Raw genomic sequence first — 14822 nt, 5'->3', positions numbered from 1 at the left:
GGTTCAGACTCGCTCGATGGCGCGCTCGCCGAACAGGCCGGCGGGACGGATGTAGAGGAAGGCCAGGGCCAGGACGTAAGCGAACCACGGCGTGATGCCGCCGCCGATCAGCGGGCCGATGTAGACCTCGGCAAGATTCTCCGCCGCGCCAACAATCAGCCCGCCGACAATCGCCCCGCCAATCGAGGTAAAACCACCAATGATCAACACCGGCAAGGCCTTGAGCACCACCAGCGACAGGGAAAACTGCACCCCTTGGCGCGCGCCCCAGAGCAATCCGGCCACCAACCCGACCACACCGGCCACCGCCCAGACGATCTGCCAGATGCGGTTGAGGTTGATGCCGATCGACAGCGCGGCGGTGGTGTCATCCGCCACGGCGCGCAGGGACACACCGATCCGGGTCTTGTTGAACAACAACGCCAGCACCGTCACCAGCACGATGGCCGCAGCGGCGGCGATCAGGTCGAACTGACTGACCATCATCCCGCCGATGAAAATCGGCACGTCGTCGATCCCCAGGTCCAGCGCCCGCACCTGCGAGCCCATCAGCCCCTGGGCCAGGCCTTCGATGATGAACGACAGCCCCAACGTGGCCATGAACAGGGTGATTTGCGAACGATTGACCAAGGGCCGCAGCACCAGCCGTTCGATCAGCAATGCGCCAATGATCATCACCACCACCGTCAGCAACAGCGCCAACGCAAATGGCACACCTTGGTCATGCAGGCTGACGAAGGTCAGCGCGGCGAACAGCAGCATCGCGCCCTGGGCGAAATTGAACACGCCGCTGGCCTTGTAGATCAGCACAAAACCGATGGCGACCAGCGAATACAGGGTGCCGGCGAGCAAGCCGCCGAGCAGGGTTTCGAAGAAGAACGTCATCAGTGCACCACTCCCAGATACGCCGCGATCACGTCGGGATCGGCCTGCACTTCGGCGGGCGTGCCGTCGCCGACCTTGCGCCCGTAATCGAGCACCACCACATGGTCGGACAGGCCCATGACCACGCTCATGTCGTGTTCGATCAACACCACGGTGGTGCCGAGGTCGCGGTTGATGTCAGCAATGAAACGCGCCATTTCCTGTTTTTCTTCGGCGTTCATTCCGGCCATCGGTTCGTCGAGCAGCAACAGGCGCGGTCCGGCGATCAAGGCACGGCCCAACTCGACACGCTTTTGCAGGCCATAGGACAGATTGCCAACCGGCACGTCGCGATGGGCTTGCAGTTCGAGGAATTCGAGAATGCCTTGGGCCTGCTGGCGGAAATCCTCGGCCTCGCGTCGGGCGCGCGGCAGGTTGAGGGCTTGTTCGATGAAGCGGCTGCGCAAGTGTCGGGACAGACCGGTGAGGATGTTGTCGATCACGCTCATCTTCTTGAACAGTGCGTTGTTCTGGAACGTGCGACCGATGCCCCGGCGGGCGGCGGTCAGCGGGTCGATGCGTTTGAATGGTTGCTGCTCAAAGACGATGGAGCAGGCGTCAAAGCGGTACACGCCATTCAGCACATTGAGCAGCGAACTCTTGCCCGCGCCGTTGGGGCCGATCAGCGCGCAGATCTCGCCACGGCGCACGTCGAAGGACAATTCGTTGATCGCCTTCACGCCTTTGAACGACAGGGAAATGCCGCTGACTTGCAGGATGGAATCGGTCGAGCTCATGCGATATCCCGTTTGAATTCGGCTAGCCAGGTCGGCTCGGTGTAAGCGCCGGGGGTGCGGGTCGCTTGCCAGATGAAATCCAGGTTCTGAAAACCCAGCAGCCGGCGAACGCGGTTTTTGATCAGCCGTTGCAGGCCTTTCTCGGGGTGAGCGATGGCCCAGTCGCACAAACGTCGGCGCCAAGTGCCCTGCGGGGCGAGGCGGCTGTCGATGTCGTCGGCCAGCCGTTGCAGGCGTTCGGCGGACAGCAGCAGCCCGGAGGGCGCGACTTCTCGGCGATCACGACTGGCGCTGCCGGGGCTTTCCGGGAAGGCCAGGGATTGGCCGCTGGTGAGCCATTGGCCGAGCAACACGCCAAGACCGTCCTGCCACTGGGTGCCCTCTTCGCTCCAGAGCTGGGCGCCGAAAACGCCGAGGCGCAGGCGTTGCGGCGACTCCACCGGGCCAAGCAACTGGGCAAAATCCAGTAGCGTTTGGCCGTGGTTGAGCCACAGTTGCCGGGTTTGCCGCCCCTGGATAAAGGCGTGGGTAGGACGACTGCGCCACAGCGCTGTGTGCAACGCCTCGGTGTCGAGGGTGTCGGGCAGCGTCAGCACTTCTCCGCCGACATGCCGGGCAGCCAATGCCAGCAGTAATAGATCCGGTTCGAAAGCGCCGCTCAGGACCAGCCGTGAATCTTCGGTAAAACCTTGCTGACGCAAGCCATCGGCCAGACGCTCGACATCGCGCAAGGCATCGATCCAGCGCCAGACAAACCACTGACCATGCCGCTTGTGCCGCAGCGCCGGTTGCAACGGACTGACCTGTCCCCAGTGACGCAATTGCTCCAGAGCCTGGGGCACATTGACCTGCCACTCGGCGCTGTCCGCAGTGGGCGGACGTTTGAGTTCGTGCACGCTCATGGGTTGACCTCCTGTTCATGGGCAAAAGCGTGCGGTGGTCCGCTGGGCCGAAATCTGTAGAACAACCGCCATCCAATGTGGGGCTTGCTCGCGAAAGCGGTGGATCTGTTGCCATCAATGCTGAATGTGCCGGCCCCTTCGCGAGCAAGCCCGCTCCCACAAGGGGGTGGTGTTGGGCTGCGATGTTTAGGCGGACTGCACTTTTTTCGCCTGCTGGCGCAACCCTGCCAAATCCCGATACCCCGCCCCCGGATGAATCTCCGGCAAGCGCGGCCCGTCGCCGAACAACTTCTCACGCAAGGTCCCCGGCGCGTATTCGGTTTTGTAGGCCCCGCGTTTTTGCAACTCCGGCACCAGCAATTCCACGGCGTCGATAAAGGTTTCGTGGGTCAACGCGTAGGCCAGGTTGAAGCCGTCCACATCCGTATCCTCGACCCACTCCTGCAACAAATCGGCAACGGTTTCCGGGCTGCCGACGAACAACGGCCCAAACCCGCCGATCCCCACCCAATCGGCCAATTCATTCGGGGTCCAGACCTTGCTCGGGTCCGCCGTGGAGAACGCTTCCACCGCCGATTGAATGGCGTTGGTGTGCACGTGTTTGAGCGGCTCATCCGGTTTGAACTGGCTGAAATCGATGCCGGTCCAGCCCGAAATCAGCGCCATCGCGCCTTCGTAGCTGACCCAGGTTTTGTATTCCTCGAACTTGGCTTTGGCCTTGGCGTCAGTCTCGCCGAGGATCACCGTTTGCAGGTTGAAGATCAGGATCTTCTTCGGATCGCGCCCTGCTTCAGCCGCACGACGGCGAATGTCGGCCACGGTTTTCTTCAGCAGCACTTTCGACGGCGCGGCGACAAACACGCACTCGGCATGTTCAGCGGCAAACTGTTTACCACGACTTGATGCGCCGGCCTGAAACAACACGGGCGTGCGTTGCGGCGACGGCTCGCAGAGGTGAATACCCGGCACCTGGAAGTGCTTGCCGACGTGTTGAATCTCATGAATTTTGCTCGGATCGCTGAAGATCCGCCGCTCACGATCACGCAGGATCGCGCCCTCCTCCCAACTGCCTTCCCAGAGCTTGTAGCAAACCTCCAGGTACTCTTCGGCGAAGTCGTAACGGGCGTCGTGCTCGGTTTGGTTTTTCTGGCCGAGGTTCTTTGCACCGCTTTCCAGGTACGAGGTGACGATGTTCCAGCCGGCGCGGCCCTTGGTCAGGTGATCGAGGGTCGACAGGCGTCGGGCGAACGGGTACGGATGCTCGAAGGACAACGACGCCGTCAGGCCAAAACCCAAATGCTCGGTGACCAGTGCCATCGGCGGGATCAGTTGCAGCGGATCATTGACCGGCACCTGCGCCGCCTGACGAATCGCCGCGTCGCCGTTGCCGTTGTAGACGTCATAGATGCCCAGCACGTCGGCGATGAACAAGCCGTCGAACTTGCCGCGCTCAAGGATTTTCGCCAGGTCGGTCCAGTATTCGAGGTCCTTGTACTGCCAGGAACGATCTCGCGGGTGCGCCCAGAGACCGGGCGATTGATGGCCGACGCAGTTCATGTCGAAGGCGTTAAGACGAATTTCACGGGCCATCAAACAGCACTCCGCAAGCTTGGGGGATGGATGCCATTGAGGCGGAAGTTGCCGATCAGGTGCAGTTTCCAGCGCAGCGGGTCGTGCAGCGATCCGTGCAATGCCGTGCGTTGACCGGTGAGTTCGAACTCGGCGTTGCTCACGGCATTCAAGGCGTCGGCGCTGGCCAGATACGATTCGGCGATGGCGACGCTGATCTCGGTGTCGTCTTCATGACTGTTCAGAAAGTCTTCGGCACGCTCCAGCAACGCCGCCGCGACTTCGATACGAATGTGCAAGTCGCCGAAGCGGCTGATGACGTAAGGATCGTCCGTGGCCTGGGCCTGTTGGCGGACGGCACGCAGGGTGGCGTCGAGCAGGCTGCGGGCGTTGTGCAGGTCATGCTGACTTTTGGCCAGGGGTTGCCCGGCGATAATCGGTTGGGTCAAAGCGTTCATGGTGGGCTCCTCAGTTCCAGGCGTGGCGCGCAGGCTTCACGCCGTTGAGCAGGTAGTTGCCGATCAGGTGGTATTTCCAGCGCGCCGGGTCGTGCAGGGTGTGGGTCCGGGCGTTGCGCCAATGGCGGTCGAGGTTGTACTTGCCGAGCACCGAGCGGGTGCCGGCCAGTTCGAAGAGTTTGCTGCTGGCGAGCAAGGCGATGTCGGCGGACAGGACTTTGGCCTGGGCCACCACCACCGAAGCGTGGGCCACCATGTCTTCGTTGGCGTTGAGCAACGCAGCGTCGATGGCTTGACCGGCCTTCTTCAGAATCGCTTCGGTGCCGTGGACCCGCCATTCGAGGTCGCCGATGGCGGCGATGCTGAAGGGGTCCTGCCAGCCGTGATCCTGGCCGCTGTCGATCCATGGCCGGGCTTCGCGGGCGTAGCGTTTGGTTTCTTCCAGGGCGCCGACGGCGATACCGGTGTCCACGGCAGCCTGGATGATTTGTGAGATCGGGCCATCGGCGGTGGGCTCGTCGAAGGCTTTATGCGCGGGGATCACCGCGCTCAACGGCACGGCCACCGCGTTGAGGGTCACACCGCCGCTGGCCGTGGTGCGCTGGCCGAAACCGTCCCAACTGTCGATCACCGTCAGGCCGGGATTGTCCCGTTCGATGAAGGCAATGAATGCCTGATTCTGTTCGTTGACCGCCACCGCCGGCACGATGTGCGCAAACAAGGCGCCGGTGCAGTAGAACTTCTCGCCGTCGATTTGTGCGGTGTCTTTGTCGAAGCGAATACGGGTTTCGAAGGCACCGGCGTTTTTACTTTTGGATTCGGAGAAGGCGTTGCCGAAACGATAGCCCTGCAGGACTTTGCCGAAGTAATAGTGCTTCTGCTCCTCGGTGGCGGTTTGCAACAGGATGTCGAGCACGCCGAGGTGGTTTTGCGGGATCTGGCCGAGGGACGAGTCGGCGGCGGAAATGATCTTGATCACTTCGGCGACGGTCACATAGGAAACGCCGGCGCCCCCGTAGGCCTTGGGAACGGTGATGCCCCACAAGCCGCTGGCGGAGAATTCGTCGAGCTCGGCCACTGGCAAGCGTCGCTCGCGATCTCGGACACTGGCCTCGATGGCGAAGCGAGCGGCGAGTTTGTGCGCGACAGCGATGGCCTCGGCATCCGAGCGGATGATATGGGCAGTGCGGGGTGAAGTTGTCATGAGCCGACTCCGTGGTTCCGGGTGAATACCCAAAACCTTTTGCAGGAGTCATGCCTAAATCTAAAAACCTTTATTTTCAGGTAGTTACATAGCTTTCAGAGAAACACCTACAGCTTCAAAACAGCAAAGTGTTTATCCGCTGTTGGCCTGTAAACAGTCAGATCACCACATTACGCACAAACCGCGCTGCCACATTCCCATCATTGCGATAGGCGTGGGGCTGGTTGCTGGCAAACATATAGAACTCACCGGCGGCGATTGCATGGGGGGTGTCGCCGAGCATCAGGGTCAGGCAACCCTCGAAGACGTAGATCTGTTCGCTCCAACCCTCGGCGTCCGGTTGCGAGGGGTAAATCTCGCCCGGTTGCAGGCACCATTCCCATTGCTCCACTTCACGAGTGGCAGTGGCTTTGGAGAGTAAAACCGCTTTGCTGCCAGGAATCGTCCCCGCCCAGGCGACTTCGTTAATTCTGCTCGGATCGCGGGCGTCCGGGGCCTGGATCAGGTCGCTGAAGGCAACGCTCAACGCTTCGGCCACGCGGTCAAGGGTGGTCAGGCTGACGTTTTTCTCGCCGGCCTCGATGGCCACCAGCATGCGGCGGCTGACACCGGACTTTTCGGCCAGGGCGGTCTGGCTCATGTCGGCGGCGTGGCGCAGGCGTCGAACGTTCAGGCTGACGTGCTGGAGGACCGAAGCCCGCGGGGTGGAATCTTTGTGCACTATATTGCTCACTTGATGGGGTTGGGCAGTATACTGCGCAACTTCGGGCGCATTGTGCGTCCGCCTTATGTAGCGCGCAAGGTCATGACGTCGGTGAACTCCCCCCAGGCTTCTTCCCGTTTCTCGCGATTCAGCAAGGCCGAGTGCGTGCTGGTGCTGATTACCATGGTGTGGGGCGGGACCTTTTTATTGGTCCAGCACGCCATGACCGTCAGCGGGCCGATGTTTTTCGTCGGCCTGCGCTTTGCGGCGGCGGCGATCATCGTCGCGCTGTTCTCCTGGCGCCAACTGCGGGAACTGACCCTGTTCGAACTCAAGGCCGGGGCCTTCATCGGCGTGGCGATCATGCTCGGGTATGGCTTGCAGACCGTGGGTTTGCAGACCATTCCCAGTAGCCAGTCGGCGTTTATCACCGCGTTATACGTGCCGTTTGTGCCGCTGCTGCAATGGCTGGTGCTGGGACGACGGCCGGGGCTGATGCCGAGTATCGGGATCATGCTGGCGTTTACCGGGTTGATGCTGTTGTCGGGGCCTTCCGGGGCTTCTTTCAACTTCAGCCCCGGTGAGATTGCAACGCTGATCAGCGCGGTGGCGATTGCCGCAGAGATCATTCTGATCAGCACCTACGCCGGGCAAGTCGATGTGCGCCGGGTGACCGTGGTGCAACTGGCGACCACGTCGGTGCTGGCATTCTTGATGGTGGTGCCGACGCAAGAGCGCATTCCGGATTTTTCCTGGTTACTGTTGTGCAGCGCGCTGGGCCTGGGCGCCGCGAGTGCGGCGATTCAGGTCGCGATGAACTGGGCGCAGCAAAGCGTCTCACCGACCCGGGCAACGTTGATTTATGCCGGGGAGCCGGTGTGGGCCGGGATTGTCGGGCGTATCGCCGGGGAGCGCTTGCCGGCGATCGCCTTGCTCGGCGCGGGGTTGATTGTGGCGGCGGTGATTGTCAGTGAGTTGAAGACCAAGGGTAAGGGTGCCGTTGCGGTCGACGATGCATTGGAGCGCGAGGGCGAGCGTTAAAACAGCAAGATCAAAAGATCGCAGCCTTCGGCAGCTCCTACGAGGCTGCGATCTTTGTTCTTTGAACAATGAAAAATCGGCTTTTCCCGCCTACCTTGTATGATCCTGCCACAGGTTGGCGTTTGGCGATCCGGGAGCTGGCACGTATGATGCTTCACAAACTTCCGCAGATTAGAAGCCTATGTCCCTGATAGTTCTACTGCTTCTGCCTTTTATTGGCAGCTGTGTCGCGGCCTTGCTGCCGCACAACGCGCGTAACACCGAATCGCTTCTGGCTGGCCTGGTTGCCTTGATTGGCACCATTCAGGTCGCCCTCCTGTACCCGCAAATCGCCCATGGCGGCGTTATCCGCGAAGAGTTCTTCTGGCTGCCGAGCCTGGGCCTGAACTTTGTCCTGCGCATGGACGGGTTTGCCTGGCTGTTCTCGCTGCTGGTGCTGGGCATCGGCACGCTGGTCTCGCTGTATGCGCGCTACTACATGTCGCCGGACGATCCGGTGCCGCGATTCTTCGCGTTTTTCCTGGCATTCATGGGCGCCATGCTCGGGCTGGTGATTTCCGGCAACCTGATCCAGATCGTATTTTTCTGGGAACTGACCAGCCTCTTCTCGTTCCTGTTGATCGGCTATTGGCACCACCGCGCCGATGCCAGGCGCGGTGCCTATATGGCACTGATGGTCACCGGCGCCGGGGGCTTGTGTTTGCTGGCGGGGGTCATGCTGCTTGGCCATGTGGTCGGCAGCTATGACCTGGACAAGGTCCTGGCCGCCGGCGATCTGATTCGCGCACATGCCCTCTACCCTATCCTGCTCCCGCTGATCCTGATCGGCGCCTTGAGCAAAAGCGCGCAATTCCCCTTCCACTTCTGGCTGCCCCACGCAATGGCGGCGCCGACCCCGGTTTCGGCTTATCTGCACTCCGCGACCATGGTCAAGGCCGGGGTGTTTCTGCTCGCGCGGCTCTGGCCATCGCTGTCCGGCAGTGAAGAATGGTTCTACATCGTCGGCGGCGCCGGTGCCTGCACCCTGTTGCTCGGCGCGTACTGCGCGATGTTCCAGAACGACCTCAAGGGTTTGCTTGCCTATTCGACCATCAGCCACCTGGGCCTGATCACCCTGCTCCTGGGCCTGAACAGTCCGCTGGCCGCCGTGGCCGCGGTGTTCCACATCCTCAACCACGCCACGTTCAAGGCCTCGCTGTTCATGGCCGCCGGGATCATCGACCACGAGAGTGGCACCCGGGACATTCGCAAGCTCAGCGGTCTGATCAAACTCATACCGTTTACCGCCACCCTGGCGATGGTCGCCAGCGCGTCGATGGCTGGCGTGCCGCTGCTAAACGGCTTCCTCTCGAAAGAAATGTTCTTCGCCGAAACCGTGTTCATCAATGCCACGGCCTGGGTCGAGATGAGCCTGCCGATCATCGCCACCATCGCCGGCACGTTCAGCGTCGCCTACTCCCTGCGCTTCACCGTCGACGTCTTTTTCGGCCCCACCGCCACCGATCTGCCGCACACCCCGCACGAACCGCCACGCTGGATGCGCGCACCGGTGGAGCTGCTGGTGTTCACCTGCCTGATCGTCGGGATCTTTCCCGCGCAAGTGGTCGGCCCTTTGCTCGCGGCGGCGGCCTTGCCCGTGGTCGGCGGCACCCTGCCTGAATACAGCCTCGCCATCTGGCACGGCTGGAACGCGCCGATGATCATGAGCCTGATCGCCATGTACGGCGGCATCGTGCTGTACCTGTTGCTGCGCAATCAGCTCAAACGCGGGCGCTTCAAGTACCCACCGATCATCGGGTTGTTCAATGGCAAGCGCCTGTTCGAACGCAGCCTGGTGATCATGATGCGCCTGGCCCGTCGCCTGGAGCGGCGGATCAGCACCAAGCGCCTGCAAACTCAATTGTTCCTGATGGTGCTCGCCGCCGTGCTGGCCGGGTTGATTCCGATGCTGCACAGCAGCCTGAGCTGGGGCGACCGGCCGAAGATTCCGGGCTCGATCGTGTTCGTGATCCTCTGGCTGCTGGCGATTGCCTGTGCCCTCGGCGCCGCTTGGCAAGCCAAGTATCACCGTCTCGCGGCCCTGACCATGGTCAGCGTTTGCGGGCTGATGACCTGTGTCACCTTTGTCTGGTTCTCGGCGCCGGACCTGGCGCTGACGCAACTGGTGGTCGAAGTGGTGACCACCGTGCTGATTCTGTTGGGCCTGCGCTGGCTGCCTCGACGGATCGAAGAGGTCTCGCCATTGCCGAGCAGCCTGCGCAAGGCGCGCATCCGCCGTATCCGCGACTTGCTGCTGTCGACCGTCGTCGGTGGCGGCATGGCGTTGCTGGCCTACGCGATGCTGACACGGCAGACGCCGAACGACATTTCCTCGTTCTACCTCAGTCGCGCCCTGCCCGAAGGTGGCGGCAGCAACGTGGTCAACGTGATGCTGGTGGATTTCCGTGGCTTCGATACCCTCGGTGAAATCACCGTGCTGGTGGCCGTGGCGCTGACCGTATTCGCCCTGCTGCGACGTTTCCGCCCACCGAAAGAAAGCCTGCAATTGCCGGCCCAGCAGCGTTTGCTCGCGCCCGACGTGGTCACCGACCTGGTCAACCCGCGCCAGGCCAGCGACACCGCCCTCGGTTTTATGATGGTGCCGGCGGTGCTGGTGCGCCTGTTGCTGCCGATTGCCATGGTGATTTCGTTCTACCTGTTCATGCGCGGCCACAACCAACCGGGCGGCGGGTTTGTCGCCGGGCTGGTGATGTCGGTGGCATTCATCCTGCAATACATGGTCGCCGGCACCCAGTGGGTCGAGGCGCAAATGAGCCTGCGGCCGCTGCGCTGGATGGGCACCGGACTGCTGTTCGCCACGGTCACCGGGCTGGGCGCAATGGCGGCCGGGTATCCGTTCCTGACCACCCACACCTGGCATTTCGAATTGCCGGTGCTGGGCGACATTCACATTGCCAGTGCGCTGTTCTTTGACGTCGGCGTGTACGCCGTGGTGGTCGGTTCGACGCTGTTGATCCTCACCGCCCTGGCTCACCAATCGGTTCGGGGCCACAAAACCGCTTCGCAACCTAAGTCCGTTACCGCCAAAGGAGCCGTCTGATGGAAGAAGTCATCGCAATCGCCATCGGCGTCCTGGCTGCGTCCGGCGTCTGGCTGATCCTGCGGCCACGGACCTTCCAGGTGGTCATGGGCCTATGCCTGCTGTCCTATGGCGTCAACCTGTTCATCTTCAGCATGGGCAGCCTGTTTATTGGCCGGGAGCCGATCATCAAGGACGGTGTGCCGCAGGACTTGCTGCATTACACCGACCCGCTGCCGCAAGCTCTGGTGTTGACCGCCATTGTCATCAGCTTCGCCATGACCGCGCTGTTCCTGGTCGTGTTGCTAGCCTCCCGGGGCCTGACCGGGACCGACCACGTGGATGGCCGGGAGCCTAAAGAATGAATGTGATGACGCACCTGATTGCCGCACCGATTCTGCTGCCGCTGCTGACCGCCGCCATCATGCTGATGCTCGGCGAAAAACATCGCCCGCTGAAGGCCAAGATCAATCTGTTCTCCAGCCTCATGGGCCTGGGCATTTCCGTGGCATTGCTGCAATGGACACAAACCACGGGCGTGCCCGGCTCCATTGGCGTTTACCTGCCGGGTAACTGGCAGTTGCCGTTCGGCATTGTGCTGGTGGTGGATCGCCTTTCAGCCATGATGCTGGTGCTGACCGGGATCATCGGCGTCAGTGCCTTGCTGTTCGCCATGGCCCGATGGGATGGCGCTGGCTCGAGTTTCCACGCGTTGTTCCAGATTCAGCTGATGGGTCTGTACGGCGCGTTCCTGACGGCGGACCTGTTCAACCTGTTCGTGTTCTTCGAAGTGCTGCTGGCCGCGTCCTACGGCTTGATGCTGCACGGCTCGGGTCGGGCGCGGGTATCGTCGGGGCTGCATTACATCTCGATCAACCTGCTCGCCTCGTCGCTGTTCCTGATTGGCGCCGCGCTGATCTATGGCGTCACCGGCACACTGAACATGGCCGACCTGGCACTGAAGATCCCGTTGGTGCCGGAGGCCGATCGCGGCTTGTTGCATGCCGGCGCGGCGATTCTGGCGGTGGCATTTCTGGCGAAGGCCGGGATGTGGCCGCTGAACTTCTGGCTGGTGCCGGCCTACTCTGCGGCCAGTGCGCCAGTGGCCGCGATGTTCGCGATCATGACCAAGGTCGGCATCTACACCCTGCTGCGGCTCTGGACGCTGCTGTTCTCCGGCCAGGCCGGGGCTTCCGCTTACTTCGGCGGCAACTGGCTGATCTATGGCGGCATGGCGACCATCGTCTGCGCTGCCGTGGCGATTCTCTCTGCGCAACGCCTGGAGCGCATGGCCAGCCTGAGCATTCTGGTGTCGGCGGGGATTCTTCTATCGGCCATCGGTTTCGCCCAACCGAACCTGATTGGCGCGGCGCTGTTCTACCTGGTCAGCTCGACGCTGGCCTTGAGCGCACTGTTTTTGCTGGCCGAGTTGATCGAACGCTCGCGATCGGTCAATGAAATGCCGCTGTTCGACGACGCCGATCTCATTGCCCGACCGCCGCCATCCCTGCAGCCAACCAAAGGCATCAACCTCGACGACGATCAGAAAGCCGTGGTCGGTCAAGTCATTCCCTGGACCATGGCCTTCCTCGGTTTAAGTTTCATTGCCTGCGCGCTGCTGATTATCGGCATGCCACCACTGTCCGGATTCATCGGCAAGCTCGGTTTGCTGAGCGCGCTGCTCAACCCGCTGGGCATGGGTAATAGCGGCGACGTCCCCGTCTCGAACGCGGCGTGGGGCTTGCTGGCGCTGCTGGTCCTGTCGGGGCTGGCTTCGTTGATTGCCTTCTCGCGGATGGGCATCCAGCGTTTCTGGACCCCTGAAGAACGGCCATCGCCGCTGCTGCGACGTTTTGAATGTGTGCCGATCATCGCGCTGTTGGGGCTCAGCATTTTGCTCACGTTCAAGGCAGAACCGCTGCTGCGCTACACCCAGGCTGCCGCGACTGCGTTGAATAATCCCGAGCAGTACGTGATGGCCGTGCTCGGCACCCGGGCCGTTCCGAGCCCCGAAGGCAAAGCCGCCATGCTGGAGGGGCAGCCATGAAGCGCCTGTTTCCCGCGCCGTGGTTGTCCCTGGCGCTCTGGCTGTTATGGCTGGTGCTGAACCTGTCGATGAGCCCGGGCAATCTGTTGCTGGGCGCGGTGCTGGGGTTCTGCGCACCGTTGATGATGCGCAAGCTGCGACCACTGCCGATTCGGATTCGGCGACCTGGGGTGATTCTGCGCTTGTTTTTACTGGTCGGTCGCGATGTGGTGGTGTCCAACCTCACGGTGGCCTGGGGCGTGCTCAATGCCGGTCGCCGTCCACCACGCTCGATGTTCATCAAGGTGCCGCTGGACTTGCGCGACGCCAACGGTCTGGCGGCGTTGTCGATGATCTGCACCGTGGTGCCCGGCACGGTCTGGTCGGAATTGGCCCTGGACCGCAGCATTCTGTTGCTGCATGTGTTCGATCTGGATGATGAAACGTCGTTCATCGAGCACTTCAAGACGACCTACGAGCGTCCCTTGATGGAGATTTTCGAATGAGCGCCTTGCTGTCGAACGCGATCCTGCTGAGCCTGTTTGTCTTTTCCCTGGCGATGATCCTGACGCTTATCCGCCTGTTCAAGGGGCCATCGGCCCAAGACCGGGTTCTGGCGCTGGATTACCTGTACATCATCGCCATGCTGATGATGCTTGCGCTGGGTATTCGTTATGCCAGTGACACCTACTTCGAGGCGGCGCTGCTGATCGCCCTGTTCGGCTTCGTCGGCTCGTTTGCCCTGGCCAAATTCCTGCTGCGTGGCGAGGTGATCGAATGAATGGTGAACTGTCGTTGTGGGTCGAGATTCCGGTGGCGATCCTCCTGGTGCTCAGCAGTCTGTTTGCGCTGATTGGCGCGATCGGGTTGCTGCGGATGAAGGATTACTTCCAGCGCATGCACCCGCCCGCCCTGGCTTCGACGCTGGGCGCGTGGTGTGTGGCGTTGGCGTCGATCATCTACTTTTCGGCGCTCAAATCCGCGCCGGTACTGCATGCGTGGCTGATTCCGATTTTGCTGGCGATTACGGTGCCGGTGACCACGCTGTTGCTGGCGCGGGCGGCGTTGTTTCGCAAGCGGATGGCCGGGGATGATGTGCCGGCAGAAGTGAGTAGTCGGCGGACCGACACCGGTAGCTAGACGCAAAAAGATCGCAGCCTTCGGCAGCGCCTACGGGTGTACACATCACTATGTAGGAGCTGCCGAAGGCTGCGATCTTTTGCTCTTGCTCTACTCGCGACTCAAATCCAGGCAACCGCCAACAATCCGGCCCCCAACACCACACACAACGGCGAATAAGCCCAGGTGTCGAGTCGGGCAAACTTCGAATCCTTGACCTGCTTGAAGAACCCCACCAGGTTCGAATCGCCAATCGCCCGGGCGAACATCAGCATCGCAATTGCGCTGATCACCCATTGCAGCGACCAGTGCTGCACCGTCGGCAAATAAAGCCCGACCCGCAGGCAAACCAGCATTGCAATCAGCAGTAACCCCACCGCCACCAGCAACGTGGCAAAGCCCGATGGCTTGAACGCCGGCCTTGACTCTGCCCCTCCCTCTCCGGGGATTCTCGGCACTGCAGCTTCACTCCCAAGTGTGCCTCCCGCCGCCCAATACAAGTGAATCAGGCTGATCAACAGGAAGATTGCAGCAATCCATTGCGCGACCATTAGGCTCATATTCAGACATCCAGCGTGAAATGTCGCAGCAGGATGAACTTCATTTGAGTTTTTTGTAAGGGTATTCGTCATGTGTGGTGGTAAAGTGCGGCCCCATGAAATTCGCCCGAACTGATCGCACATTGATGGCCTGGATGCTTTATTGCTGCGTCCTGTTCAACGTGTTCGCCTGCAGCATCGGTCACGGGCAAATGGTCGGAATGCAGCTCAACGGCCTCGGCGGACAGTTCTGCACCGTCGACCCGGCAACCCAGGCGCCCGCCTCGTCGCACACGTCCGAGGAGAAGCTGCCGACCCTGTCCAAGGCATTCGGCTGCCCGCTGTGCTCCACCGGTGGCATGGGCCCGGCGTTCAACTCCAGCCTGACCCTGGCGGTTCTCCCGCAACAACACAGCCCGCCGCTGGCCGTGGTTGCCAGCCTTGACCTCCCAGCCCGCCACACCTGGCCATCGGCCAACCCTCGCGCCCCGCCTGTCGCCTGAATGACCTCGCCTAACTGA

Annotated in this window: 16 protein-coding genes; 8 read left to right on the top strand and 8 right to left on the bottom strand. The window is 61.7% G+C overall.

Translation table 11 applies throughout. The features are described from left to right. Positions 1 to 3 precede the first annotated feature (3 nt). The 7 genes from V5E99_RS20255 to V5E99_RS20225 all read right to left on the bottom strand — a co-directional run bounded on the left by V5E99_RS20255 (position 4) and on the right by V5E99_RS20225 (position 6515). Complete coding sequence (locus tag V5E99_RS20255) at positions 4 to 885, bottom strand: branched-chain amino acid ABC transporter permease (protein WP_499804025.1); 882 nt, start codon at positions 883 to 885, stop codon at positions 4 to 6. Then, entirely contained in the window at positions 885 to 1661 is a 777-nt protein-coding gene (locus V5E99_RS20250) for an ABC transporter ATP-binding protein (protein WP_499804024.1), read from the bottom strand. The genes V5E99_RS20255 and V5E99_RS20250 overlap by 1 nt, the downstream gene beginning before the upstream one ends. After that, complete coding sequence (locus tag V5E99_RS20245) at positions 1658 to 2563, bottom strand: hypothetical protein (RefSeq protein ID WP_499804023.1); 906 nt, start codon at positions 2561 to 2563, stop codon at positions 1658 to 1660. Before V5E99_RS20245 ends, V5E99_RS20250 begins: the two co-directional genes overlap by 4 nt. 186 nt (positions 2564 to 2749) lie before the next feature. Beyond that, positions 2750 to 4153, bottom strand: a complete 1404-nt coding sequence (locus tag V5E99_RS20240; protein ID WP_499804022.1) for an LLM class flavin-dependent oxidoreductase — start codon at positions 4151 to 4153, stop codon at positions 2750 to 2752. Then, positions 4153 to 4590, bottom strand: a complete 438-nt coding sequence (locus V5E99_RS20235; protein ID WP_499804021.1) for a hypothetical protein — start codon at positions 4588 to 4590, stop codon at positions 4153 to 4155. The genes V5E99_RS20240 and V5E99_RS20235 overlap by 1 nt, the downstream gene beginning before the upstream one ends. Positions 4591 to 4600: 10 nt before the next feature. Further along, positions 4601 to 5794 carry an SfnB family sulfur acquisition oxidoreductase gene (locus tag V5E99_RS20230; RefSeq protein ID WP_499804020.1) on the bottom strand — a complete coding sequence of 398 codons (1194 nt, stop codon included), beginning with the start codon at positions 5792 to 5794 and terminating at the stop codon, positions 4601 to 4603. Between the two features lie 157 nt (positions 5795 to 5951). Continuing rightward, complete coding sequence (locus tag V5E99_RS20225) at positions 5952 to 6515, bottom strand: helix-turn-helix domain-containing protein (protein WP_499804019.1); 564 nt, start codon at positions 6513 to 6515, stop codon at positions 5952 to 5954. Between the two features lie 84 nt (positions 6516 to 6599). Here V5E99_RS20225 and V5E99_RS20220 point away from each other — a divergent pair, with 84 nt between their 5' ends. The 7 genes from V5E99_RS20220 (at position 6600) to V5E99_RS20190 (ending at position 13783) form a co-directional block, all read left to right on the top strand. Then, positions 6600 to 7538, top strand: a complete 939-nt coding sequence (locus tag V5E99_RS20220; protein ID WP_499804071.1) for a DMT family transporter — start codon at positions 6600 to 6602, stop codon at positions 7536 to 7538. Between the two features lie 181 nt (positions 7539 to 7719). Next, positions 7720 to 10638, top strand: a complete 2919-nt coding sequence (locus V5E99_RS20215; RefSeq protein WP_499804018.1) for a monovalent cation/H+ antiporter subunit A — start codon at positions 7720 to 7722, stop codon at positions 10636 to 10638. Beyond that, on the top strand, positions 10638 to 10982 hold the full coding sequence (locus V5E99_RS20210) for a Na+/H+ antiporter subunit C (protein WP_007944721.1): 345 nt from the start codon (positions 10638 to 10640) through the stop codon (positions 10980 to 10982). The genes V5E99_RS20215 and V5E99_RS20210 overlap by 1 nt, the downstream gene beginning before the upstream one ends. After that, positions 10979 to 12664 carry a monovalent cation/H+ antiporter subunit D gene (locus V5E99_RS20205; RefSeq protein ID WP_499804017.1) on the top strand — a complete coding sequence of 562 codons (1686 nt, stop codon included), beginning with the start codon at positions 10979 to 10981 and terminating at the stop codon, positions 12662 to 12664. Before V5E99_RS20210 ends, V5E99_RS20205 begins: the two co-directional genes overlap by 4 nt. After that, on the top strand, positions 12661 to 13149 hold the full coding sequence (locus V5E99_RS20200; RefSeq protein ID WP_499804016.1) for a Na+/H+ antiporter subunit E: 489 nt from the start codon (positions 12661 to 12663) through the stop codon (positions 13147 to 13149). The genes V5E99_RS20205 and V5E99_RS20200 overlap by 4 nt, the downstream gene beginning before the upstream one ends. Further along, positions 13146 to 13424, top strand: coding sequence for a K+/H+ antiporter subunit F (locus V5E99_RS20195; protein ID WP_499804015.1), 279 nt, complete (start codon positions 13146 to 13148; stop codon positions 13422 to 13424). Before V5E99_RS20200 ends, V5E99_RS20195 begins: the two co-directional genes overlap by 4 nt. Beyond that, positions 13421 to 13783, top strand: coding sequence for a Na+/H+ antiporter subunit G (locus tag V5E99_RS20190; protein WP_499804014.1), 363 nt, complete (start codon positions 13421 to 13423; stop codon positions 13781 to 13783). The genes V5E99_RS20195 and V5E99_RS20190 overlap by 4 nt, the downstream gene beginning before the upstream one ends. A 101-nt stretch (positions 13784 to 13884) precedes the next feature. Here V5E99_RS20190 and V5E99_RS20185 read toward each other — a convergent pair whose 3' ends face one another. After that, positions 13885 to 14322, bottom strand: coding sequence for a DUF3995 domain-containing protein (locus V5E99_RS20185; protein WP_499804013.1), 438 nt, complete (start codon positions 14320 to 14322; stop codon positions 13885 to 13887). 95 nt (positions 14323 to 14417) lie between these two features. Between V5E99_RS20185 and V5E99_RS20180 the strand changes: the two genes are divergently transcribed. Further along, positions 14418 to 14804, top strand: coding sequence for a DUF2946 domain-containing protein (locus V5E99_RS20180; RefSeq protein WP_499804012.1), 387 nt, complete (start codon positions 14418 to 14420; stop codon positions 14802 to 14804). Positions 14805 to 14822 lie beyond the last annotated feature (18 nt).

This window comes from Janthinobacterium sp. LPB2021202312-11-4 (assembly GCF_037049705.1).
Taxonomy (GTDB): domain Bacteria; phylum Pseudomonadota; class Gammaproteobacteria; order Pseudomonadales; family Pseudomonadaceae; genus Aquipseudomonas.
This window is presented reverse-complemented; position numbering and strand designations above follow the sequence as displayed.